The organism is Janthinobacterium darwini (assembly GCF_051380905.1).
Taxonomy (GTDB): domain Bacteria; phylum Pseudomonadota; class Gammaproteobacteria; order Burkholderiales; family Burkholderiaceae_D; genus Janthinobacterium.
The window spans coordinates 307,964-331,084 of sequence record NZ_JBNYXX010000001.1; the positions used below are offsets into that span (position 1 = coordinate 307,964).

18 protein-coding genes are annotated in these 23,121 nt (G+C 63.1%); 10 read left to right on the forward strand and 8 right to left on the reverse strand.

The annotated features are described in order from the left end of the window. Position 1: 1 nt before the first annotated feature. The gene (locus ACQ4WZ_RS01380) at positions 2 to 1,261 is read right to left on the reverse strand and encodes an MFS transporter (protein ID WP_436572405.1); all 1,260 of its coding nucleotides are present in this window, start codon (positions 1,259 to 1,261) and stop codon (positions 2 to 4) included. 132 nt (positions 1,262 to 1,393) lie between these two features. On the opposite strand from ACQ4WZ_RS01380, the gene ACQ4WZ_RS01385 reads away from it, so the two are divergent. Both ACQ4WZ_RS01385 and ACQ4WZ_RS01390 read left to right on the forward strand, forming a co-directional pair. Beyond that, the gene (locus tag ACQ4WZ_RS01385) at positions 1,394 to 1,789 is read left to right on the forward strand and encodes a group II truncated hemoglobin (protein ID WP_101484691.1); all 396 of its coding nucleotides are present in this window, start codon (positions 1,394 to 1,396) and stop codon (positions 1,787 to 1,789) included. Positions 1,790 to 1,793: 4 nt separating this feature from the next. Then, positions 1,794 to 3,179 carry a DNA recombination protein RmuC gene (locus ACQ4WZ_RS01390; RefSeq protein WP_436572406.1) on the forward strand — a complete coding sequence of 462 codons (1,386 nt, stop codon included), beginning with the start codon at positions 1,794 to 1,796 and terminating at the stop codon, positions 3,177 to 3,179. A 27-nt stretch (positions 3,180 to 3,206) separates the two neighbouring features. On the opposite strand, the gene ACQ4WZ_RS01395 is transcribed toward ACQ4WZ_RS01390, so the two are convergent. The 6 genes from ACQ4WZ_RS01395 to ACQ4WZ_RS01420 form a co-directional block, all read right to left on the reverse strand. Next, positions 3,207 to 3,977 (reverse strand): hypothetical protein, encoded by a 771-nt coding sequence (locus ACQ4WZ_RS01395; RefSeq protein ID WP_436572407.1) that lies wholly within the window; start codon positions 3,975 to 3,977, stop codon positions 3,207 to 3,209. 50 nt (positions 3,978 to 4,027) lie between these two features. After that, positions 4,028 to 4,870 carry an MHFG family PEP-CTERM protein gene (locus ACQ4WZ_RS01400; RefSeq protein ID WP_101482427.1) on the reverse strand — a complete coding sequence of 281 codons (843 nt, stop codon included), beginning with the start codon at positions 4,868 to 4,870 and terminating at the stop codon, positions 4,028 to 4,030. A gap of 344 nt (positions 4,871 to 5,214) precedes the next feature. Continuing rightward, on the reverse strand, positions 5,215 to 7,062 hold the full coding sequence (gene moeA / locus ACQ4WZ_RS01405) for a molybdopterin molybdotransferase MoeA (RefSeq protein ID WP_436572408.1): 1,848 nt from the start codon (positions 7,060 to 7,062) through the stop codon (positions 5,215 to 5,217). Between the two features lie 62 nt (positions 7,063 to 7,124). Then, the gene (gene moaA, locus ACQ4WZ_RS01410; RefSeq protein ID WP_101482425.1) at positions 7,125 to 8,246 is read right to left on the reverse strand and encodes a GTP 3',8-cyclase MoaA; all 1,122 of its coding nucleotides are present in this window, start codon (positions 8,244 to 8,246) and stop codon (positions 7,125 to 7,127) included. A 29-nt stretch (positions 8,247 to 8,275) separates the two neighbouring features. Further along, positions 8,276 to 9,616, reverse strand: a complete 1,341-nt coding sequence (gene chrA, locus ACQ4WZ_RS01415) for a chromate efflux transporter (protein ID WP_436572409.1) — start codon at positions 9,614 to 9,616, stop codon at positions 8,276 to 8,278. An 89-nt stretch (positions 9,617 to 9,705) separates the two neighbouring features. Then, positions 9,706 to 12,882, reverse strand: coding sequence for an Rne/Rng family ribonuclease (locus tag ACQ4WZ_RS01420; protein WP_436572410.1), 3,177 nt, complete (start codon positions 12,880 to 12,882; stop codon positions 9,706 to 9,708). Positions 12,883 to 13,570: 688 nt separating this feature from the next. Here ACQ4WZ_RS01420 and ACQ4WZ_RS01425 point away from each other — a divergent pair. The 4 genes from ACQ4WZ_RS01425 to ACQ4WZ_RS01440 all read left to right on the forward strand — a co-directional run bounded on the left by ACQ4WZ_RS01425 (position 13,571) and on the right by ACQ4WZ_RS01440 (position 16,733). Beyond that, positions 13,571 to 14,566 carry an RluA family pseudouridine synthase gene (locus ACQ4WZ_RS01425; RefSeq protein WP_034754116.1) on the forward strand — a complete coding sequence of 332 codons (996 nt, stop codon included), beginning with the start codon at positions 13,571 to 13,573 and terminating at the stop codon, positions 14,564 to 14,566. Between the two features lie 90 nt (positions 14,567 to 14,656). Continuing rightward, complete coding sequence (locus tag ACQ4WZ_RS01430) at positions 14,657 to 15,316, forward strand: HAD-IIIA family hydrolase (RefSeq protein WP_101482422.1); 660 nt, start codon at positions 14,657 to 14,659, stop codon at positions 15,314 to 15,316. Next, entirely contained in the window at positions 15,313 to 15,690 is a 378-nt protein-coding gene (locus ACQ4WZ_RS01435; protein ID WP_180338519.1) for a Rieske (2Fe-2S) protein, read from the forward strand. Before ACQ4WZ_RS01430 ends, ACQ4WZ_RS01435 begins: the two co-directional genes overlap by 4 nt. Before the next feature lie 41 nt (positions 15,691 to 15,731). Next, positions 15,732 to 16,733: a S49 family peptidase gene (locus tag ACQ4WZ_RS01440; RefSeq protein WP_101482421.1), complete on the forward strand. Its 1,002-nt coding sequence runs from the start codon at positions 15,732 to 15,734 to the stop codon at positions 16,731 to 16,733. Positions 16,734 to 17,122: 389 nt separating this feature from the next. On the opposite strand, the gene ACQ4WZ_RS01445 is transcribed toward ACQ4WZ_RS01440, so the two are convergent. Continuing rightward, a complete protein-coding gene (locus tag ACQ4WZ_RS01445) occupies positions 17,123 to 17,485 on the reverse strand; it encodes a hypothetical protein (RefSeq protein ID WP_436572411.1) in 363 nt (120 codons plus the stop codon). Positions 17,486 to 17,742: 257 nt separating this feature from the next. Between ACQ4WZ_RS01445 and ACQ4WZ_RS01450 the strand changes: the two genes are divergently transcribed. The 4 genes from ACQ4WZ_RS01450 (at position 17,743) to flhA (ending at position 22,966) form a co-directional block, all read left to right on the forward strand. Next, a complete protein-coding gene (locus ACQ4WZ_RS01450) occupies positions 17,743 to 18,453 on the forward strand; it encodes a pseudouridine synthase (RefSeq protein ID WP_101484689.1) in 711 nt (236 codons plus the stop codon). Between the two features lie 88 nt (positions 18,454 to 18,541). Continuing rightward, complete coding sequence (locus ACQ4WZ_RS01455) at positions 18,542 to 19,540, forward strand: fumarylacetoacetate hydrolase family protein (RefSeq protein WP_101482419.1); 999 nt, start codon at positions 18,542 to 18,544, stop codon at positions 19,538 to 19,540. A gap of 139 nt (positions 19,541 to 19,679) precedes the next feature. Continuing rightward, positions 19,680 to 20,873: a flagellar biosynthesis protein FlhB gene (gene flhB / locus ACQ4WZ_RS01460; protein WP_436572412.1), complete on the forward strand. Its 1,194-nt coding sequence runs from the start codon at positions 19,680 to 19,682 to the stop codon at positions 20,871 to 20,873. After that, entirely contained in the window at positions 20,870 to 22,966 is a 2,097-nt protein-coding gene (flhA, locus tag ACQ4WZ_RS01465) for a flagellar biosynthesis protein FlhA (RefSeq protein WP_133989771.1), read from the forward strand. The genes flhB and flhA overlap by 4 nt, the downstream gene beginning before the upstream one ends. Positions 22,967 to 23,121 lie beyond the last annotated feature (155 nt).

The window sequence follows — 23,121 nt, forward strand, 5'->3', positions numbered from 1 at the left end:
TTTAAATCGTTTCTGGCCCGACGATGCGCGGGATGGCGCTGAAAAGTGCGGCCACCACGGCTGCCGCCAGCAGCAGGGCGCCGCCGCCGCAGAACAGCTCACCCACGCTCAGGTGGCGTAGCAGCGCCCCCGTGGCCGCTGCGGACAGAGGAGCCAGGCCCAGGAAGATGCCCATGAACAGGGCCATGGCCCGGCCCAGCATGGCGGGCGCCACGCGCCGTTGTATCCACGTAAAGATGGCGACCTGCAAGTAGCCGCCCAGCATGCCTGTGACGGCCAACAAGGCTGCGCCTTGCCAGGCTGTGCTGATTTGTCCCAGCGCCATCAACAGGCAGCCCACGATGGCGTCGAGGAGCAGCAAGGTGGCGCCGAAACGCCGCTGCAGCCAGGCGCCGCCCAGGCTTGATGCCAGCATGCCGGCCAGTGTGCCGGCGCCGTGCGCGCCCATCAGCAGGCCCAGCGCTGCGGCACCGTGCAGGCGTTCGCTGGCCAGCACGGGCAAGGCCACCTGCAGCGGTCCCATGACGAAGAACGCCACCACCGCCCAGTAGGCATAGCAGCTGCGCAAGGGCATGTCGCGCCACACCATGGCCAGGCCCGACGCCGTGTCGCGCCAGATGCCCTGTGCCGCGCCGGCCGCTGCCAGTGGCCGCAGGCTGACTTGCCGCAAGGTCCAGGCGGAGAACAGAAACGTCAACGCATCGATGGCAAAGGCGGCAGCCAGCGCCGCCATGCCGGTTTGCTGCGCGCCATCGTGAGCGCTGAGGACCAGCGCCGCCAGCAGGGGGCCGGCCAGCAAGGACAATTGGCGCGCGCCCATCTGCAAGCCATTGGCTTTTTGCAACGATTGCAGCGGCACAGCCTGCGGCAGAATGGCCGTGCCGGCCGGGATGCCGAAAGCGGACGCGATGCCCAGCGCCAGTGCGGCCGCATACGCCAGCGCCAGGCTGGCGTAGTCAAGCAACAGTAGTGCTGCCAGCAACAGCAGGATGGCGGCGTTCGCATATTTGCTCAGCAGCATTACGCGTCGGGGTGAATAGCGCTCGGCGATGGTGCCGCCCAGCAAGATGAACACGGCGCGCGGGGCGCCCATCAGGGCCACGGCGATGCCCAGGCTGAGGCTATCGCCGGTCAGGCTCAGCACTAGCCAGGGCAGGGCCAGCATGCTGAACTGGTCGCCCAGCATGGAGACCAGGCCGCCGCCCAGCAGCCAGCGGAAGTTGCTATTGCGCAGCAAAGGAGTCTCTGTCGTGGTTGGCATGGTCGTATTGTCCGTGTTTAAAATTGGCATGCTAGTTGAGATAAGCTTGAGTAGTCAAGTATATTGCCATTTATTGTGGCATCGGCAGCGGGGGCTGCGTGGGCCGCCGACGCTTGCGCTATCATGGCGGCCATGACTGATACCACTGCCCCTACCCTGTACGAGACCATCGGCGGCGCTACCGTGCTGCGTGAAATGGTCGACCGTTTTTACGACTTGATGGAACTGGAAGCCGAGTTCGCCGGCATCCGCGTCATGCATCCTCCCTCGACGGACGGCTCGCGCGACAAGCTGTATTTCTTCCTGACGGGCTGGATGGGCGGCCCGGACCTGTATATCGAGAAATTCGGCCACCCGCGCCTGCGCGCTCGCCACTTGCCCTACGCCATCGGCACCAGCGAGCGCGACCAGTGGCTGCGCGCCATGGCCTGGGCAATGGAAGACACGGGCATCGAAGAGTCCCTGCGCGTGCGCCTGATGGAATCGTTCTATCAGACAGCCGACTGGATGCGCAACAAACCTGACTGATCCCATGAGCCCAATCGAGTTTTATAGCCTGCTGGGCGCCGCTGCCGTCGCCATCGTCCTATTGATCCTGATCCTGGTGCGTCCGCGTGGCGCTGCCGGCGATGGCGCCACCACGCTGGCGCTGGTGCAGCAGCACCAGCAGCAAAGCCTGGAACGCATCGACCGCGTCGAACGGGAAGTGCGGCTGCAGTTGCAGGCGTCGGCGCAAGCCACGCGGCAGGACCTGGCCGCCGGCCTGGCGCAATTCCAGGCAGCGACATTGCAACAGCTCGACAGCCTGCGCACGCAGATGCAGGCGCAGGGGAAAGTCGGGCGCGAAGAGCAGGCGCAAAGCCTGGCGCGCTTTGCCGACAGCACGAACCAAACCCTGTCCCAGCTGACGGAATCGAATGCGCAGCGCATGCTGGAAGTGCGCGCCACGCTGGAAAACAAGATCCGCGATTTGCAGGCTGACAATGGCGCGCGCCTGGAAGAGATGCGCAAAACAGTCGATGAAAAACTGCACGCTACCCTGGAAACGCGGCTTTCCGCCTCGTTCCAGCAAGTGTCGGAGCGGCTGGAAAAAGTCCACCAGGGCCTGGGCGAAATGCAGCAGTTGGCGCTGGGCGTGGGCGACCTGAAGCGAGTGCTCACCAACGTCAAGACACGTGGAACCTGGGGTGAAGTGCAGCTGGAAATGCTGCTCGAGCAGGTACTCACTGTCGACCAGTATGCAAAGAACGTGGAAACGGCGCCGGGCAGCGGCGCACGCGTGGAATTCGCCCTGAAGTTGCCGGGCATGAGCGACGGCGGGCCGCCCGTGTGGATGCCTATCGATGCGAAATTTCCGAAAGAACAATACGAGCGCCTGGTCGAAGCGGCCGAGCGGGCCGATGCCGACGGCGTGGCCTTGGCCGGCCGCGAGCTGGAGCGGGCCGTGCGGGGCGAGGCGAAAACCATTGCCGAGAAATACCTGGCGCCGCCGCAGACCACGGATTTCGCCATTTTGTTCCTGCCCACGGAAGGCTTGTATGCGGAAGTGCTGCGCCGGCCGGGCCTGGCCGACGAATTGCAGCGCGTGCACCGCGTCAGCATCGCCGGTCCATCCACCCTGACGGCCTTGCTCAACAGCCTGCAGATGGGGTTCCGCACCCTGGCGCTGGAAAAGCGCTCGTCGGAAGTGTGGCAGGTGCTGGGCGCTGTCAAGACGGAATTCGGCAAGTTTGGCGACGTGCTGTCGCAAACCCGGCTGACCCTGGAAAAAGCGGCAAAGAATATCGAAAGCGCGGAAGTGCGCAGCCGGCAGATGGCGCGCAAGCTGAAATCCGTGGAAGCCTTGCCGGGCGAGGCGGCCGCCTTGCTGCTGGGGGCAGCGGACGCGGGATCGTCCGCCGAGGCGGACGGCGACTAGGGCCGCCTTGTTTGCCGTCACTGCCGGCTAGCTTAGCTGTTCCTGCTCCATCTGGCGCTTGACGATGTCAGCGGTGATGCTGCCTGGCACATCGAGCTCGCGCAGCGCCAATGCGCGCATGGCGTCATTTGCCAGGCTGGCCAGCAAGGTGGCGTACAGCGCGTCGGCCTCGGCGGCTTGTTCCCGGCCGCGCAGTACGGCAGCGGCGATCCGCACGTCTTTTACCAGATTCATCAACTCCGTCGCCAGACGCGGTGCCATGCCCGGCGCAGGAAACAGGGGCTGGCTGGCGGCCAGGGCATTGACCGTTTCGAGGTGTTCCAGCGGGGCGCGGCGATAGCGGTCCGCCAGCACGAAATTGCCCGCCTCGACGATGGCTGGCAGGGCTTGCCAAGCGTACTGTCGCGCCAGTTCGGGGGCGCTGCTGTCCAGCTGGGCGAACAGGTCGGCGGTGGAACGGGCCTCGCCCAAGGTGTCGTTCATCTCGACGATGAGCGAGAAGCGCGACATGTCCCCGGCCTGCGGCATGCCGCTGTCGTGGCGTCCGAACGCATGCTCGCCTGCCAGTAGCAGCCGTATTTGTCCATCACGTTCAGCCTGCAGTGCGGCACGCGCCGGCGCGTAGGCATCGGCCAAAAACTTCCACTCCAGCATGATGATGAAATGGCTAGACCTTGCCGGCTTCATTGCCTGCCCGGCATCGGCGAACAGTTGCTGCAACAGCGGCAGCGCTTCCGCATGCCGGCCTTCCCTGCGCAGCGCAGACATGCGTGTCAAACGGTTATCGATGTCGGGCATGGCGATCCTTGTCTGGAATGCACCATAGTAGCAAGTCCGCACGCGGGTGGCTACGCCTCAGGCGCCATGCTTGTGGGCACGGTTTTTCTGGCGCCGCAGACCAGTAGCGCCAGTCCCGCCAGCAGCATGGCCCAGGTGTGCGGTTCCGGCACGGCCGGCAGGACGGACAGGTCGGGGGGCGGCACAAGCGACTCGATGATGCTGCTGCCGCGCGGTGGCGGTCCGCCGCCGTTGCGCCCATCGCCTATGCTCGATGGCCACACCGTGTTGCTGCTGGTGTGTACGACATCGAAGGCCTGTACGGGCAGGCTGGCCAGCACGGCCGGCGGCGCCGAACCTGTGAGCGAACCGCCATGCGCGGTGCCGGGATTGTCGATGACGGGAGCGTATGGCGCCGCCGCAGGTGCGGCTGCCACAGCTGGCGCCGCTCCTGCGCCGCGCGGCCCGGCCGCCGCCACCTGCGTGATGCGGCTGACATTGCGGCACACGGTGGGCACCAGGATGCATGCGCCCTGCACGCAGTACACGAGCCCCCTTTCCTGCATCTGCTCGCTCCAACCTGCACGCGTGACATTGCGGCACACGCGGCCCGGCCCGAAATGCATGTCGCTGATGCGTGCATCGTAATTGCCCTTGCCGCGGATCGCGTCGCGGCTGATCACGACGATTTCATCGTACTGGCGCGCGCGCATGCGCGCCTTCAATTGTTCGCGCACCTGCGGCGCGATGTCCGGGTATCTGTCCACGGCTGCCACGACATCGCCCATGAACGGGTCGGCGCCGGGACGGTTCCAGCTGCAATGCTCCAGCACGTCGGCCCGTGGGGCCCCTTTGGCATAGGCGGGCAGCGGTGCCAGTGACAGCATGCCAAGCAGGCTTGCGGCCCCCAGCATGCTGGCGCCTGCGATCCATGAGCGGTGTCTCATTATTAGTATCCCGGTGAAAAAAAATATCAAAATTGAATTTTATGCGAGTTGAGATGTTATCACCGAAGAAACTCTGATATCAACAAATAAATAAAATTATTACAATTTTGTTGTGTTTATTTATATTTTTTTAGGGAGGTAATCAAGATTTTTATCTTGATGGGCTGACAGTTGCCGTAGACGAAAATTGATTGGAAGGGGCAATGCGAACGGCCCGCGCAGGGCGGGCCGTCGTGAAGAGGAAGGGGAAGCAGATGGTGGCGCTTTGTATGCGCCCCGGCCAGCGCGTCAGCCTGGCCGGTGGTGCAGCATCAGGTCAGTCCATGGAACAGCACGATATCGACGAGATCGCCGGCCGCCACGTGGCCTTGCCCCTCATGCAGCACGATCATGCAATTGGCTTGCGTCATCGAGCGCAGGATGCCGGAGCCTTGCGCACCCGTCACGCGCACGTGCTGGCGGCCATCCGCGGCCCGTTCGACGATGCCGCGCTGGTACTCCGTGCGTCCCCGTTTCTTGCGGATGGGTGCCTGCGCCGCCACCTGCAGCAGGGGCAGGATGGAAGTGTCAGCATCGGCGCCCATCAGGCGCAGCAAGGTGGGGCGCGCGAGGAAGTAAAACGCCGCCATCACGGCCACCGGGTTGCCGGGCAAGCCCAGCAGCAAGGCCGTGTCGCCCTCGCTGGCAATCCGGCCAAAGGCCATGGGACGGCCGGGGCGCATATTGATTTGCCAGAAGGCCACGTCACCGAGTTGCGCCAGGATGTCGCGCGTGAAATCGGCTGCGCCGCTGGACACGCCGCCAGAGGTGATGATGACGTCGGCCGAGGCGCAGGCGCCGCGCAGGGCCGCTTCCAGCGCTTGCGGCGCATCCTTGACGATGCCCATGTCGAGCACCTCGCAACCCAGGCGGGTGAGCATGCCCAGCAGGGTGTAGCGGTTGCTGTCGTAGATGCAGCCCGCGTCGAGTGGCTCGCCGATCGAGCGCAATTCGTCGCCCGTGGAAAAGAAAGCCACGCGCAGGCGCCGGCGCACGGGCACCATGGCGATGCCCAGCGAGGCCAGCAGACCCAGTTCGGCCGGTCCGAGTATCTTGCCCTGCAGCAGCGCAGGCTGGCCTTGCATCAAGTCTTCGCCCTTGAACCGGCGGTTGTCGCCGGGGCGGATGCAGTCCGGTGCCAGCGTAATGCTGCTTGCGCTGGCCTGCTGCACCAGTTCCTGCGGCACCACGCTGTCGCAGCCGTCCGGCATGACGGCGCCCGTCATGATGCGCGCGCATTGCCCGCTCCCGACGTTGACCGTGCCGGGACGGCCCGCCAGGATGGTGTCGACCACGGCCAGGGTCAGCGGAACGCTCCCACCGAGGTCGGCTCCATGCAGCGCATAGCCATCCATGGCGGAATTGTCGTGCGCGGGCACACTGATGGGCGAGATGATGTCGGCCGCCAAAATGCGCTCGAACGCTTGCGGCAGCGGCAATGTTTCGATCTCGGCGACGGGGGCGACGGTGTCGGCCAGGATGGCTTGCGCCATCGGCACGGACAGTCCCTGCGCCTGCAGGGCGGCGAGCTCGTCTGGGGTATTGATGTTGCCGAACGCGCCATGGTTCTCGAAGAGCACCTCGGCCAGTTTCAAGGGGCCGTGCCAGGTGCGCATGCGGCGTTCGCCGGTGGCCAGGTAGGCGTCCAGCTGGGGCAGGGCCGAAGTCTTGACGAGACAGAAGACGGGATGGGGGCGGCGCACTGCCGATCCCGTCGCCGGATCGATCTCTTCGGTGACGGCGATGGCCAGGTCGGCATTGTTTTGGACCAAGGCGTCCGCCAGGCGCGCTGCCAGGTCGGGCGGCAGCAGGGGCGAGTCGCACGGTACGCAGAGCAGGTAAGGGCTGGTGGCGTGCTGCATGCCGCTGTGCAAGCCGGCCAGCGGACCCAGCTGTCCCGGCAGTGCATCCGGCCACACGGGCAAGCCGAAGCGCGCGTAGTCGCCGGCATCGGCGTGGACACTGATGGCCAGCTGGCCCACTTGCGGCGCCAGGCGCTGCAGAACGTGGCGGGCCAGAGGCTGGCCATGCAGGGGCTGCATGCCTTTGTCGCGCTGGCCCATGCGCGTGCCGAGGCCGCCGGCCAGGATCAGGCCGGTAATGTCGTGTTTGTTGATCATGTCAGGTAGTGAAATGGATGCATGCGCCATGGTAGCAGCGGCGGGCCTGCACCACGCCCGATTCAGCCGCCGATATACGACATTTCCACTTTCTTTTTACCCTGCTCAAGCGCGCCGCCCGTCAAATCCGTCTGGCTGGTGCGCAATTGCGAATAGCGGTCGCCGCGGCCGCGCCATAGTTGCGCTACGGCCGAGGAAATTTCCGTGTCGCTGTGGCCGCCGCGCAGCAGGCTGCGCAAATCGTGGCCGCTGCTGGCGAACAGACAGGTGTACAGCTTGCCCTCGGTCGAGAGGCGGGCGCGGCTGCAGTCGGCGCAGAATGCTTGCGTGACGCTGGAAATGAGGCCGATTTCGCCGCTGCCATCGGCGTAGCGCCAGCGCGCCGCCGTCTCGCCCGTGTAGTTGGGGTTGATTGGCAGCAGGGGCATGTGCGAGGCTATGCGCCGCACGACCTCTGCCGAAGGGATGACTTCCTGCAAGTTCCAGCCGTTCGATGCGCCCACGTCCATGTATTCGATGAAGCGCAAGATGTAGGGCGTGCCCTTGAAGTGGCGCGCCATGGGCACGATTTCCTGCTCGTTCATGCCAGCCTTGACGACCATGTTGATCTTGATGGGGCCCAGGCCCGCCGCATGCGCGGCGGCTATGCCGTGCAGCACGTCGGCCACGGCGAAATCGACATCGTTCATGCGCTTGAAGGTGGCGTCGTCGAGCGAATCGAGCGACACGGTGACCCGGTTCAGGCCTGCATCCTTGAGCGCTTGCGCCTTTTTGGCCAGCAAGGAACCGTTGGTCGTCAGGGTCAGGTCCAGCGGCTGGCCCGACGGCGTGCGCAGTTCGGCCAGCATGGCGATGAGCTTCTCGATATTTTTGCGCAGCAGCGGTTCGCCGCCCGTCAGGCGGATCTTTTCTACACCATGCGCCACGAACAGGCGCGCGATGCGCGTGATTTCCTCGAACGACAGCAAATCCGTGTGCGGCAGATACACGTGGTTCTTGTCGAACACGTCCTTCGGCATGCAGTACACGCAACGGAAATTACAGCGGTCGGTAATCGAGATGCGTAGGTCGTGCAGGGGCCGGCCCAGGCTGTCGGCCACGTTGCCGCTGGGACTTTCCAGCCGCGCGGGGATCGCCGGTGCCCCATTGCGGGCTTCGGCGAGGTAGATAATCTTGTCAGCCATAAAAGGTGGTGCCACTTACGTAAAGTCGTTCAAGGCAGATACGATAGCACGAGGCCGAAGATGGCACAGGCGAGCAGCAATTTGATGGTTCCCATTTGAAACTTGATCAGCGCCACGCCGGCCGCCAGCGCGATGGCGATCGCCAGCCAGTCCCAGTGCGGCAGCGGGTTTGCTTGCCAGAAGACATGGCGGCCAAAGAACAGGGCCAGGCTGGCGATCACGCCCACTACGGCCGCCGAGATGGCCGTCAGGGGCGCACTCAGGCGCAAATTGCCGCGCGAAGCTTCCACCAGAGGCGCGCCGCCCAGGATGAAGATGAACGACGGCAGGAAGGTGAACCAGCTGGCGATGAGCGCGCCGCACACGCCTGCCAGCCACAGGTGTTCACCCGCCACGGCATGGCTCCAGCCACCCACGAAGCCGATGAAGGCGACGATCATGATCAGGGGGCCGGGCGTGGTTTCGCCCAGCGCCAGGCCATCCATCATCTGCGCGCTGCTGATCCAGTGGTAGTGGTCGACGGCGCCCTGCACCAGGTAGGGCAGCACGGCATACGCGCCGCCGAACGTGAGCAGGGCCGCCTTGCTGAAAAATACGCCCATCTGCGCCAGTGGCTGATCCATCCCGCCCGCCAGCGCCAGGCCCAGCCAGGTGATGAAAGCCAGCGCCAGGCCCAGCGCGCAAGTGGCCAGCAGACGCGGCCATCCGAAACGCGCGTGCAGCGGCGTGGGCGTGTCGTCATCGATCAGGGCGGGGCCAAAGCCGGCCGCGCCGCCATGCGAGGTGGCGCGAACATGGAAGTGGGTCGGCAGCCAGCGACCGCCAGCCATGCCCAGCAGGGCTGCGGTGAGCACGATCAGCGGAAATGGCAGCCGTAGCACGGCGATGGCGACAAATGCAGCCGCCGCAATGGCGATCAGGCCGGGGCTGCGCAAGGTGCGCCGGCCCAGGCGCCAGGCCGCCGCCAGCACGATGGCGACGACGGCCGGCTTGATGCCGTACAGGACGCCGGCGATGGCGCCCACGTGGCCATACGCCATGTAGAGCCAGGACAGGACGATCAGCAGCAGCAGCGAGGGCAGCAGGAATAGCAGGCCCGCCACCAGCGCGCCGCGCGTGCGGTGCATCAGCCAGCCGATGTAGATGGCCAGCTGGGTCGCTTCCGGCCCGGGCAGCAGCATGCAGTAATTGAGGGCGTGCAGGAAACGCTGCTCGGAAATCCAGCGCCGCTTTTCCACCAGTTCCGCATGCATCATGGCGATTTGCCCAGCCGGGCCGCCAAAGCTGACGCAGCCCAGCTTGAGCCAGTACCAAAAGGCGCTGCGCAGGCTGACGGGGTCGGGACGGGCAAGATGGGTGTTCTCGTGCATGGCGGCTGGCTGGCAAAGAGAGTGGACGTAAAAAAGGGGAAGCCTGAGCTCCCCCTTTCATCATTGGCGGCAGGGCGAACCCGGCCTGCTTATGGACGTTGCGTGTTGACCTGAATCAACGGCTCATCCGATTGCGGCGGCAATGGCTTGCGTTCGCGCGGCTTGCGTACCGGAGCGACAGCCTTGGCGGCCGCTTCCTGCGCCAGGCGCAGTTTTTCCGGATCGGTGGCAGCCAGGGTCAGGCCGGCCGAACCGAGCACTGCGCTCAAGTCCAGCGGCGCGGCGACTGGCGCGGCAGCTGCCGGGGCAGGAGCAACGACCGGTGCTGGCGCTGGCGCTGGAGCAGGAGCTGGCGCTGGAGCAGGAGCTGGAGCTGGAGCAGCAACCACCGGGGCGGCTTCCGTCACGGCAGGTGCTGCTTCAGCGACTGGCGTTTCCTCGATCACGGCGGCGGCTTCGACCAGCGGTGCGGCTTCCACCACTGGCGCGGCTTCGACGATGATTTCCGCTGCAACTGGCGCTGGCGCTGGTGCGGCTTCCGCTTTCTCGGCAAAGCTGTACTCGGCAGCCGGTGCTGGTTCGGCAGCGGCTGGTTCCGCTTGCGCTACTGCAACGATGGCTTCGGCAGGAGCTTCCGGCACGATCACTTCAGCAGGGTGTGCGGCTTCAACGGCAGGAGCGGCTTCTTCGACCTTGGCGATGTCCGCGACCTTGGCCACTTCCACCACGTCGACCACTTCCACGACGGCAGCTTCCACTGGTGCAGCAACGGCGACGACAGCGGCGGCAGCCACGACGGCGACCGGGGCCGCGTCAGCAGCAACAGCGGCAGCAGCTTCCGGCGCCGGAGCGACCGTAAAGCTGATCACGGGTGCGTCCTGACCTTCGTTCTCGCCGTTTGCCGATTCGATCAGCTCGCCCGTTTCGCGGTCGCGGCGGTTGCGGTTGCGGCCGCCACGACGACGGCGGCGGCGCGGTTCTTCGCCTTCCACGTCGTTTTCCGTCTCTTCGCCTTCAGGACCGGCATTCGCCGGTGCTTTCAGCAAGCTCGTTGGTGCGGCGTCGGATTCAGGGCCGTTTGACGGCACGACGACATTCACGGCGCTGGCGCTGGCGCCAAACAGGGCCAGTTCGTCAGCTTTCACTTCAGCAACAACGGCCTTGTCGGCGCGTGGTTCACGGCCTTCGCGTGGCTGGCGTGGCGGACGTTCGGCGCGCTCTGGACGCTCCGCGCGTTCCGGACGCTCGGCGCGTTCAGGACGTTCACCGCGCTCACCGCGCTCGCGTGGTGCTGCCGTTGCATCGCCGGCTTCGCGCGGTTCGCGTGGCGGACGTGGTGGGCGTGGCGGACGGGCCGCCTTTTCCAGTGCTTCGGCTTCCTTGGTCGCGTCGTCCTGGGCGGGACGGCCCTGACCTGGTTCGCGTTCTTCGCGGCCAGGCTTGCCGTTGCGGCCACGGCCACGCGGGCCACGGCTGTTGCGGTCACCGCGGTCGGCGCCGGCCGGCTTGGCTGGTGCGACAGGGGCGGGCGCTGGCGCCACCGGTGCCGGGGCGCCGGTGAAGAAGCTGATGATCTTGGCGATCAGGCCTTGTGGTGCGACAGGCGCGGCCACCGGAGCTGGTTTCGCTTCGACGGGCTTGCGCTCGACCAGCGGTGCCGGCTGGTCAGGGGTGATCGTCTTGACGACGGCTTCCTGGCGCGGCTTGGCTTCTTCCTTCTGGCGCTTGCTGTAAGCCATGTCGGTTTCAGCGCTTTCCGCCAGGTTGTAGCTGGCCTGGCTGTCTTCCAGACGCGGATCGTCGTGCTTGATGCGTTCCAGCTTGTAGTGCGGCGTTTCCAGATGCTTGTTCGGGATCAGGATCACGGCGATGCGGTGGCGGTTTTCGATCTTCAGTACTTCGCCGCGCTTTTCGTTCAGAAGGAAGGCGCCCACGTCCACAGGTACTTGCACGTGGATGGTGGCCGAGTTTTCCTTCATCGCTTCTTCCTGGATGATGCGCAGCACCTGCAGGGCGGACGATTCGGTATCGCGGATGTGGCCGGTGCCGGAGCAGCGCGGGCACGTCACGTGCGAGCCTTCGGACAGCGAAGGGCGCAGGCGCTGGCGCGACAGTTCCATCAGGCCGAAGCGGGAAATCTTGCCCATCTGTACACGGGCACGGTCATGGTGCAGCGCGTCCTTCAGGCGCTGTTCCACTTCGCGCTGATTTTTTGCCACTTCCATGTCGATGAAGTCGATGACGATCAAGCCGCCCAGGTCGCGCAAACGCAGCTGGCGGGCCACTTCTTCGGCCGCTTCGCAGTTGGTGTTGAAGGCGGTCGTCTCGATGTCCGAGCCACGCGTGGCGCGGGCCGAGTTGACGTCGACGGACACCAGTGCTTCGGTATGGTCGATCACGATGGCGCCGCCCGATGGCAGCGGCACGGTGCGGCTGTACGCCGTTTCAATCTGGTGTTCGATCTGGAAGCGCGAGAACAGCGGCACGTCGTCGCTGTAGCGTTTTACGCGGTGCACCATGTCGGGCATCACGTGGCTCATGAACTGGTGCGCCTGGTCGTAGATCTCGTCGGTGTCGATCAGGATCTCGCCGATGTCTGGCTGGAAGTAGTCGCGGATGGCGCGGATGACGAGCGACGATTCCTGGTAGATCAGGAAAGCGCCGTTGGCCGACTTGCCGGCGCCTTCGATGGCGCGCCACAGTTGCATCAGGTAATTCAAGTCCCACTGCAGTTCATCGACGTTGCGGCCGATGCCGGCGGTGCGGGCAATGACGGACATGCCAGCAGGCAAGTCCAGTTTATCCATGGTTTCGCGCAATTCCTGGCGCTCTTCACCTTCCACGCGGCGCGATACGCCACCGCCACGCGGGTTGTTCGGCATCAAGACCAGGTAACGGCCGGCCAGCGAGACGAACGAGGTCAGGGCGGCGCCCTTGTTGCCGCGCTCTTCCTTTTCCACCTGGACCATGATTTCCTGGCCTTCGCGCAGCGCTTCCTTGACGGAGGCGTTACGGACGTCCACGCCTTCGCGGAAGTACGTGCGAGCAACTTCCTTGAAAGGCAGGAAGCCGTGGCGGTCTTCGCCATAGCTGACGAAGCACGCTTCGAGCGATGGCTCGATGCGCGTGATGACGCCCTTGTAGATGTTGGATTTGCGCTGTTCGCGCCCGGCTGTCTCGATATCGATGTCGATCAGTTTCTGTCCGTCGACAATCGCTACGCGCAGTTCTTCTTGCTGCGTGGCATTAAACAACATGCGTTTCATTTTTATAACTCCGCGACCCGTAGGCCATCTCAAAGCCGCTTCCGGGGAAGCGGCGAAAGTACAGGGATATATGCGAGAACGGGAGTGTTGGCGGGGGAAATGCCTTAGCGTGCGGAGCAACAACGCGTACGAGGTATACGTTACGGCCGCAACAGGCGCGGTGAGGTCAATCGTCATGCCGAGTGCACAGGACACTTGCAACTCATCTGAAACAGCCCGAATGTCGGGGGGCAGAGAATGCAAGTGGTCAGCAAATTCAGAGCCAAATCGTAAGCCGGCTCATTACAGGGATCGCGATGGCGAGGCTTGGCCTCAGCCTATTCATCGACAACCCTCAGTATTGTGGCCTCATACGGGGTTTGGCGAAAACGGCAAGCGTTATCAACTTCATCAACCCGCGAGCCCGACTCGATAAGTCGCGCTAACGGGTACTTATCCTTATAATCCAATACACTCACTTCAGCATCTCCACGCGTTATCCGATTACAACTACGGTGCAACCTTGATTCGCGCAGGGATGGTGCATATACATTTTTTTCCACCGAATTTGCAATTTGGCGAGGCCGGTGGAGACGCCCCTGTGTAAAATGTGCTTTTATTCTTACACTCGCAGCAGCCAGGGCCGCAGCAAAAACAATTATATATTCAAAATGAAGGACTTAGAGAGATTTCTGGGAAGACATAGTAAATGAAGAGTCAAAATGATGTTGTTCCCCCTTCAACACCCCCGGTTCAGCCGCAAGCCCAATTCGTAACGATCGCCGAGGAAGAAGCAGGCCAGCGCATCGACAACTACTTATTAAGAGTGTGCAAGGGAGTGCCTAAAAGCCACATCTACCGGATCTTGCGATCGGGAGAAGTGCGGGTTAATAAAGGCCGTATCGATCAGCTGTACCGTCTCGCCGCCGGCGACGTGGTGCGCATTCCACCCGTGCGCGTGGCCGAAAAGGCGCCCACGGGCGCGCCGGCCGCCGAATTCAAGATCATCTTCGAAGATGCGCAGCTGCTCGTCATCGACAAGCCGGCCGGCGTGGCCGTGCATGGCGGCTCGGGCGTCTCGTTCGGCGTGATCGAGCAATTGCGCGCCTCGCGCCCCGACGCCAAGTTCCTGGAACTGGTGCACCGCCTGGACCGCGACACGTCCGGCTTGTTGTTGCTGGCGAAGAAGCGCACCGCCTTGACGAACTTGCACGAGCAGATGCGCGACGGCGTCACCGACAAGCGCTACCTGGTACTGGTGGCTGGCGACTGGAAGAATGCGCGCCAGCATATCAAGTTGCCGCTGCATAAATATACGACGGCCGAAGGCGAGCGCCGGGTGGCTGTGCAGGCCGATGGCCTGGCGTCGCACACGGTGTTTTCACTGTTGCATAAATATCACAACTTCGCCTTGCTGGAAGCGGAATTGAAGACGGGACGCACGCACCAGATCCGCGTGCATCTGTCATCCTCCGGTTTCCCCATCGCGGGCGACGATAAATATGGCGACTTTGCCCTCAACCGTGCCCTGTTGAAAGCCGACAGTACGCGCGGCGCCCTGAAGCGCATGTTCCTGCACGCGCACCAGATCACGTTTACGCATCCGGAGACGGGCAAGACGATGACCCTGAATGCGCCGCTGGCTGCTGAATGCGAGCGTTTCTTGGTAAGCTTGGGCAAACCATTGGCCGTTGCCGCACGATAAATATCCATCGCGTGGGCGCAAGACTACTCACAAGGTAGTCAGTCGCCATCATTCATTCTCAAGGAGCCGGCGGTTTTGCCGTCGGGAAACATGGCAAGAAAGCAATTTGATCTGATCGTTTTCGATTGGGACGGTACCCTGATAGACAGTACCTCGACCATCGTCAAGTGTATCCAGGCGTCGGCGAAAGACCTGGGCTTGCCAATTCCCACCGAGTTGCTGGCCTCGCATGTGATCGGCCTGGGCTTGCAGGAAGCGATGCGGCTGGTGATGCCCGATGTCGAGCCGAAATACCATGCGCGCATGGCCGAACGCTACCGCTATCACTATCTGTCGCGCGACCATGAGCTGACCCTGTTTCCCGGCGTGCACGAAATGCTGCAGGAATTGTCGCAGCAAGCGTACTTTCTGGCTGTCGCCACGGGCAAGAGCCGTGTCGGCCTGAACCGTTCGCTGAATGCCGTCAAGCTGCTGTCGCTGTTCGATGCGACGCGCTGCGCCGATGAAACGTTCTCCAAGCCTCATCCGGCCATGCTGCAGGAGCTGACGCGCGAACTGGGGCAGGATATGCGCCGTACCGTGATGATCGGCGACACCAGTCATGATTTGTTGATGGCAAGCAATGCAGGCGCGGCTGGTATTGCCGTAGAGTATGGGGCGCATCCTGTGGAACAGTTGCAGGCCTGCAATCCGCTGTATTCGGCCGCCACGGTGGCCGATCTGCACCAATGGCTGAGCGAGCACGCATGATGACCGACGTTGCGGAAGTATTGATTTGTGCCGCCGACGCGGTGGCCGATGGCGGCAAGGGCGTGCGCTTTCCCGTTTCGGCCGGTGGCGAAGCGACCACCGGCTTTGTCGTGCGCCATGGCGGCAAGGCGTACGGCTATCTGAACCGCTGCGCCCACGTGCCGATCGAACTGGACTGGGCCGAGGGCGAGTTTTTCGAATCCAGCGGCTTGTACCTGATGTGTTCGACGCATGGCGCCATCTATGTGCCGGAAAGCGGCTACTGCGCGGGCGGTCCCTGCAAGGGCGGCCGCTTGCGTCCGATTCCCGTGACCGAGCGCGATGGCCAACTGTACTGGCAGCCCGATGAGTATGTCCAGCCGCTGCCGGCCTGAAGCCGGGCGCAGGAATTATTGCAATTTAAACAAAGTGAACCATGAGCGATAACACGAATGACAAGGTGGACAGCAGCGTGCCAGCCCCCGGCTACGGCGCCCCTGCCGGGAACTGGGAGCGCGACGTGCTGGAGAAGCTGGTATTTGCCACTTTGCAAGAGCAACGCGCGCACCGCCGCTGGAGCATCTTTTTCAAGGTGTTCGGCCTGCTGATCGTGCTGTTTGCCCTGTGGGTGTTTTATGACTACAACACGGCCGACGACAGCGAAACCCTGGGCCGCCACACGGCCCTGATCGACATCAGCGGTGCCATCGAGTCTGAAGGCAGCGGTTCGGCCGCCGTCGTCATTCCTGCGCTGGACAAGGCGTTTTCCGACGCCGGTTCCGTGGCTGTGGTACTGCATATTAATAGTCCGGGCGGCAGTCCCGTACAGGCTGGCATGATCGTCGACGAGATGCAGCGCCTGCGCAAGGGCTATCCGGACAAGCCCTTGTATGTGGTGGTCGATGAAATGTGTGCTTCGGGCGGCTATTACATCGCCGCCGCGGCCGACCGCATCTATGTCAACAAGGCCAGCGTGGTCGGTTCCATCGGCGTGCTGATGGACGGCTTCGGCTTTACGGGCGTGATGGAAAAGGTGGGCGTCGAGCGCCGGTTGCTGACGGCGGGCGAGAACAAGGGTTTCATGGACCCTTTCAGCCCGCTGACGGAAAAACACAAGGCGTATGCGCAAGGCATGCTCAATGAAATCCACCAGCAATTCATCGACGTGGTGCGCACGGGGCGGGGCAAGCGCCTGAAGGAAACGGCTGATACCTTTTCCGGCCTGTACTGGACGGGCGCGAAAGCCGTGGAAATGGGCCTGGCCGACGATTTTGGCACGGTCGACAGCGTGGCGCGCGACGTCGTCAAGGCGGAAGACATCGTCGACTACACGCAGCATGAAGGCTTGCCGGAACGGGTGCTGAAGAAATTTGGCGCCGCCATGGGCGCCGGTGCCATGAAGGCGGCCGTACAGCAGTCACAACCGGCGTTGCGCTGAGGACATGACTCTTGACTGGCTGGCAAGCCAGTCGAGAATGATTTTCAATAAGGTGGTATTTTGGCTTGAAAAACGGGCTGCTTGGGCTATAGTGAAGGCGTAGTTCTTTTCAAGGAGGGGCGATATATCAACTATGTTGTCAGTACTAACTTGATTGGTAGGTCTTGGAACTACTCGCCGCATCGCAGATGTGGTTTTGAGTGAATTTACATTCCTCACTGAAGTCCCGTTGGGGCTTGGGAACGGCGGCGCAATGCCGCCGTTTCCTTTTGTGCGTCGTTCGTACCGGGTGTGCCGGCATCGCGCGATATTTGGTCTGGGTTGGCTGGCAAGGCAGAAGCAAGGCTGGCATGCGGGGGCGGGGCATGGCGGGTTCGATGGCCGTGCGCTCAGGCGGCGCAGCCGTTACAGTGCACAGGCAGGGTTGCTTGCCGGGCCGGCGCCGCTGCGGTGCTGCTGGCGTTGGAGCTGATGTCCGGCGGCGTGTCCGCCATGGCGGGCGTGCTCACGTCCGCATCCGCGTGCGCAAAACCACCCCGTTCCAGCCAGCACATGAAATGGCATTGCGCCTCGGCATGCCAGTGCGTCTGGCTCGCTGGTGATGGGGGCACGTCCGCCTCCTGCGGCGCAGGGGTGTTGCGCCAGCGCGCCACGCCGAGTCTGACCTTGTGCATGGATGCCTGTTCCGCGGCGATGCGCTCGCGCATGTCGGCGATGCTGCCTTGTAAGGCGATGGTATCGGTATGCTTCATACGATGTCCTTGTAAGGGGTGGCGACTGCCACGATTCCTAAAGTGCGTTAGGCGGATTCCTAACGAAGTTTCAGTCTATCAATGCGATATTTCGAGCGCTTGATATATCTCAAAGGAATTGGCCATTTATATCGAAATCTCACCTTGTGCTTCGCCTTATATGTGTCTGCGCCACGCTGGCGCGCGCTCCTGCGCCTGGCGCGGGCGGCGCGCGCCGCCGCTTCACGCTGCCAGCCGCTTCTGGTAAAGTCACGCCCATGAGTAAATTATCCCTAGACCGCATCCTGCAATCGCAGGGTTTTGGCACCCGTAAATATTGTCGTTCCCTCATCGAAGATGGCGATGTCGTCATCGATGGCGTCACCCAGACCAATTACCGCACTACCGTCGAGACCGAAGGCCTGGTGTTGCACGTTTTTGAAGAAGAGTGGGTATACCGCGCGCACCTGTACCTGGCGCTGAACAAGCCTGCCAACTTCGAATGCTCGCGCAAACCCAGCCATCATCCTGGTGTGCTGACCCTGTTGCCGGAACAGTTCACCTGGCGCGAAGTGCAGCCCGTCGGCAGGCTAGACCACGATACGACCGGTATGCTGCTGATGTCCGACGATGGCCCATTTATCCATGCGCAATCGTCGCCGAAGCGTCACGTTCCGAAGATTTACCAGGCCACCACGCAAGAGCCGGTGACCGATGAGCTGGTGGCCCTGCTGCTGGCTGGCGTGCAGTTGCACGACGAGCCGGCCCCGCTGGCAGCCCTCGTCTGCGTCAAGCGCGGAGAATTCCAGCTTGAAATCGTGCTCGAGCAAGGCAAGTACCACCAGGTCAAGCGCATGCTTGCCGCCGCCGGCAACCATTGCAGCGCGCTGCACCGTTCCGCGATCGGCAGCCTGACCCTGGAGTCGCTGGGCATCGCCGAAGGCGAATGGTGCTATCTGACCGCAGAACAGCTGACATTGCTGGCCTGAACCTCCTGCTGACCGCCAAAGCCGGGGACTTCCCGGCTTTTTGGCGTCTTTAGTCCCCATTGCCTGCATTTGATGAAGTTTCCCGCACATGAAATTAGCTACCCTGAAGGATGGCACGCGTGACGGCCAGCTGGCTGTCGTCTCGCGCGACCTGAAAACGGCCCATCTGGCCGATGGCATCGCCTCGACCCTGCAAAAGGCGCTCGACGACTGGAGTTTCATCGCGCCCCAGCTGGACCTGCTGTACCAGACCATCAATAGTGGCCGTGGCCATCGGGCCTTCGAGTTCGATCCCGCCAACTGCATGGCGCCCTTGCCGCGCAGCAGTCTGCGTGTGGGCGGCATGTCCTACCTGCAGCAGATCGAGCGTGCCTGCAAGGCGGCAGGCAGCGAGGCGCCTGCCAATCTGCGCGAGGCGCCACGGATGTACCAGGGCGCCAGCGACGATTTCCTCGGTGCCCACGACGACATCACTCTGGCGCACGAGCAGTGGGGCATCGATTACGAGGCCGGCATCGCCGCCATCACGGACGACGTGGCCATGGGTTCCACGCCGGACCAGGCGCACCTGAACATCAAGCTGTTGATGCTGGTCAACGACATTACGCTGCGCAACCTGGCGCCCGACGAGCAGGCCTGCGGCTACGGCTTCCTGCAGGCGAAGCCGGCCATGGCCTGCTCTCCTGTCGCCATCACACCCGATGAACTGGGCGACGCCTGGCGCGGCGGCAAGGTGCATTACGCCTTGCGTTGCAGCCTGAATGGCAAATTGACGGGCCAGCCCCACGCGGGTGCCGACATGGCCTTTAATTATCCGCAATTGCTGGCGCATCTGTGTCAGACGCGCAACGCGCGTGCCGGCAGCGTGGTGAGTGCGGGCGGCGTCGCCAACAAGGAAGTCAAGAAGGGTTTTTCCAGTATTGTTGAGCGACGTAACCAGGAGATGATCGCTGATGGCGTCGCCAGTACGCCCTATTTGCTGTTCGGTGATGTTGTTCGACTGGAAATGCTGGGTGACGATGGCAAGTCGCTGTTTGGCGCCATCGAGCAGACAGTGAAGCAGGCCGAAGCGCGCAAGTCCCGCTAAGGTTACTGGGGAGCAAAGGAAAAGCAGGGGATTCGCCCCGCTTTTCCCTTGATGGCGTTGTGGTGATTGAACCGATAATGCGTCATGCCCAGTCCGTATTGCGCCTAACCAGGCTGCAGGACTTCACCGGAGTTGATTGATGTCGGAAGACAGCGACGCAGAAAAGACCGAAGCCGCGTCACCGAAGCGCCTCGAGCAGGCGCGTGAGGAAGGCGACGTTCCGCGATCGCGTGAAGTGGCAACGTTTACGGTGCTGATGGCGTCCGGCTGCTGCCTGTGGTTTGCCGGCGACGCCATCGTGCGCCGGCTGACGGCGGTCATGGTCTCCGGTTTGACCCTGGACCGGGAGCAAATCCTCAATCCCGACGCGATGATGTTACGCATCGGCTACGACGTGGGCTCCGTCTTGCTGACCTGCTTGCCGTACGCCGCAGCCATCATGCTCGTCGCCCTGGCCTCGCCCGTGCTGGTGGGCGGCTGGCTGTTCAGTTCCAAGGCATTTACCCCCAATTTTGGCAAGCTCAATCCGATTCGCGGCCTGGGAAATATGTTTTCGAAGAATGCGCTGGTGGAGTTGCTCAAGGCCGTCGCCAAGACCATCGTCGTCGGCGTCGTTGCCTGGATGGTGATGCAGCACCAGAAAGATGCCGTGCTGGGCCTGTCGGTGGAATCCCTGCGCGCCGGTTCGGCCCATCTGATCAGCCTGCTGATCACGGCCTTCTTGCTGATCGTGGGCGCGCTGGGCCTGATCGCCGCCATCGACGGCCCCTACCAGATGTGGCACTACGCTAACAAGATGAAAATGTCCTTGCAGGAAGTCAAGCAAGAGTCGAAGGAGTCGGACGGCAATCCGCAGATCAAGGCGAAGATCCGCCAGATGCAGCATGAAATGTCGCGCCGCCGCATGATGGCCGACGTGCCGACAGCCGACGTGGTGGTGACCAATCCTACCCACTACGCGGTGGCCTTGAAGTATGGCGAGAATTCGCGCGGCGCGCCGCAGGTGGTGGCCAAGGGCATCGACGAGGTGGCGGCGAAGATCCGCGAACTGGCGGGCGAGCACAAGGTTGCCATCCTGGAAGCGCCGGCCCTGGCGCGTGCGCTGTACAAGCACACGGACATCGGCGACGAGATTCCCGAGGCCTTGTATGGCGCCGTGGCCGAAGTGCTGGCGTATGTGTTCCAGCTGCGCAGCTACGGCAGTGGCCACGGCCAGCGCCCCGACAAGCCGAAAAAACTCGACGTGCCGCCCGAGCTCGATCCGCTGGACCCCGCATCGCAGACCAAAGCCGCAGCAGACGCGGCAGACAAGAATAAAGGAAATACACCATGAACGGCCTGAGATTGCCAGCCTGGCTCAGCGGTATGAGCAGCAACGCCAGCAAGGGCATCGCTGCGCCGGTCATCATCATCATGCTGCTGGCGATGATGGTGCTGCCGCTGCCGGCCTTCATTCTCGACATTTTCTTCAGTTTCAATATCGCGCTGTCCATCATCGTGCTGCTGACGGCGCTGTACACGGTCAAGCCGCTCGACTTCATGGCGTTCCCGACCATTCTGCTGGTGTCGACCATGCTGCGCCTGTCGCTGAACGTGGCGTCCACGCGCGTGGTGCTGACGGAAGGCCACACGGGCGCCGACGCGGCCGGTAAAGTGATTGAAGCGTTCGGCCACTTCCTGATCGGTGGCAACTATACGGTCGGTATCGTGGTGTTCATCATTTTGACCATCATCAACTTTACCGTGGTGACCAAGGGTGCGGGCCGTATCGCCGAGGTGGGTGCCCGCTTCGCGCTGGACGCCATGCCCGGTAAACAGATGGCCATCGATGCCGACCTGAACGCTGGCCTGATCGGCGAAGACGAAGCGCGCCGCCGCCGCACGGAAGTGGCGCAGGAAGCGGAATTCTATGGCGCCATGGACGGTGCCAGCAAATACGTGCGCGGCGACGCCATCGCCGGCATCATGGTCACCGTCATCAATATCGTTGGCGGCCTGCTGGTGGGCTTGCTGCAGCACGACATGGGCTTTGCCGATGCGCTCAAGAATTACACCCTGCTGGCCATCGGTGACGGCCTGGTGGCACAGATTCCTTCGCTGATCATTTCCACGGCAGCCGGTATCGTCGTCTCGCGCGTGGCCAGCGACCAGGACATCGGCACCCAGTTGGTGGGCCAATTGTTTGCGAAACCGCAAGTGCTATATATTACCGCCGGCATCATCGGCGGCATGGGCTTGATTCCCGGCATGCCGAACATGGTCTTCATCCTGCTGGCCTCATTGCTGGCCGGCTCCGCCTATTTGATCAGCAAGAAACGCACGCAGGAAAAGGCGGCGGCCGAGAAGCCGGCCGAAGTGCCGCAAGCGACCGTGGCGCCCGAGCAGGAAGAGGCAAGCTGGCAAGACATCATGCCAGTCGATACCCTGGGCCTGGAAGTGGGCTACCGCTTGATTCCCCTGGTCGACAAGACGCAGGGTGGAGAATTGCTCAAGCGCATCAAAGGCATCCGCAAGAAATTTGCCCAGGAAGTGGGCTTTCTGGCGCCGCCCGTGCATATCCGCGACAACCTGGAATTGAAGCCGTCCGCCTACCGCATCACCCTCAAGGGCGTGGAAGTGGGCGTGGGCGAGGCGTTCAATGGTCAGTTCCTGGCGATCAATCCCGGCATGGCCAGCGGTAGCTTGCCGGGCCTGGCTACCAGCGACCCCGCGTTCGGCTTGCCCGCCACCTGGATCGACGCCAGCTTGCGCGACCAGGCACAATCGATGGGCTACACGGTCGTCGATGCGGGCACCGTGGTGGCCACGCACTTGAATCACCTGATCACCTCGCACGCTTCCGAGCTGCTGGGCCGTGCCGAAGTGCAATCGCTGCTTGATCACCTGGGCAAGGATGCGCCGCGCCTGGTGGAAGACCTGGTGCCGAAGATGCTGTCGCTGTCGACCCTGCAAAAAGTGCTGCAGAACCTGCTGGCCGAGGGCGTGCACATCCGCGACATGCGCACCATCATCGAAACCCTGGCCGAGCATACGGTCAATACGCAAGACCCGAACGATCTGACGGCGCTGGTGCGTGTGTCCCTGGGCCGCGCCATCGTGCAGCAACTGTTCCCCGGCGCCGCCGAACTGTCCGTGATGACCCTCGACAGCCGCCTGGAGCGCCTGCTGATGCAAGCCATGGGCAATGGCGGCGATGGCGCCGGCATCGAGCCGGGCCTGGCCGATACCATCGCCCACCAGGCGGGCCTGGCCGCGCAGCAGCAGGAAGCGCTGGGCCTGACGCCCGTGCTGCTGGTGCCGGCGCCGCTGCGCGCCCTGCTGTCGCGCTTCCTGCGCCGCGCCCTGCCGCAGCTGAAAGTGCTGTCGCATGCGGAAGTGCCGGAAACCAAGACCATTCGCGTCACCAGCCTGGTGGGCGCGCAATAGTTGGCACAGTCAATACCGGGGTCAGACCCTCATACACGTTGCCGATGACCTTAACGTCGGCGGTGTTGGGGGGGCTGACCCCAAGCGACGGCCCCTTTGCCTCTTTTTGCTTATTTTTTCATCAATTTCCTGCTGGCAAACTGAATAACGGGTAC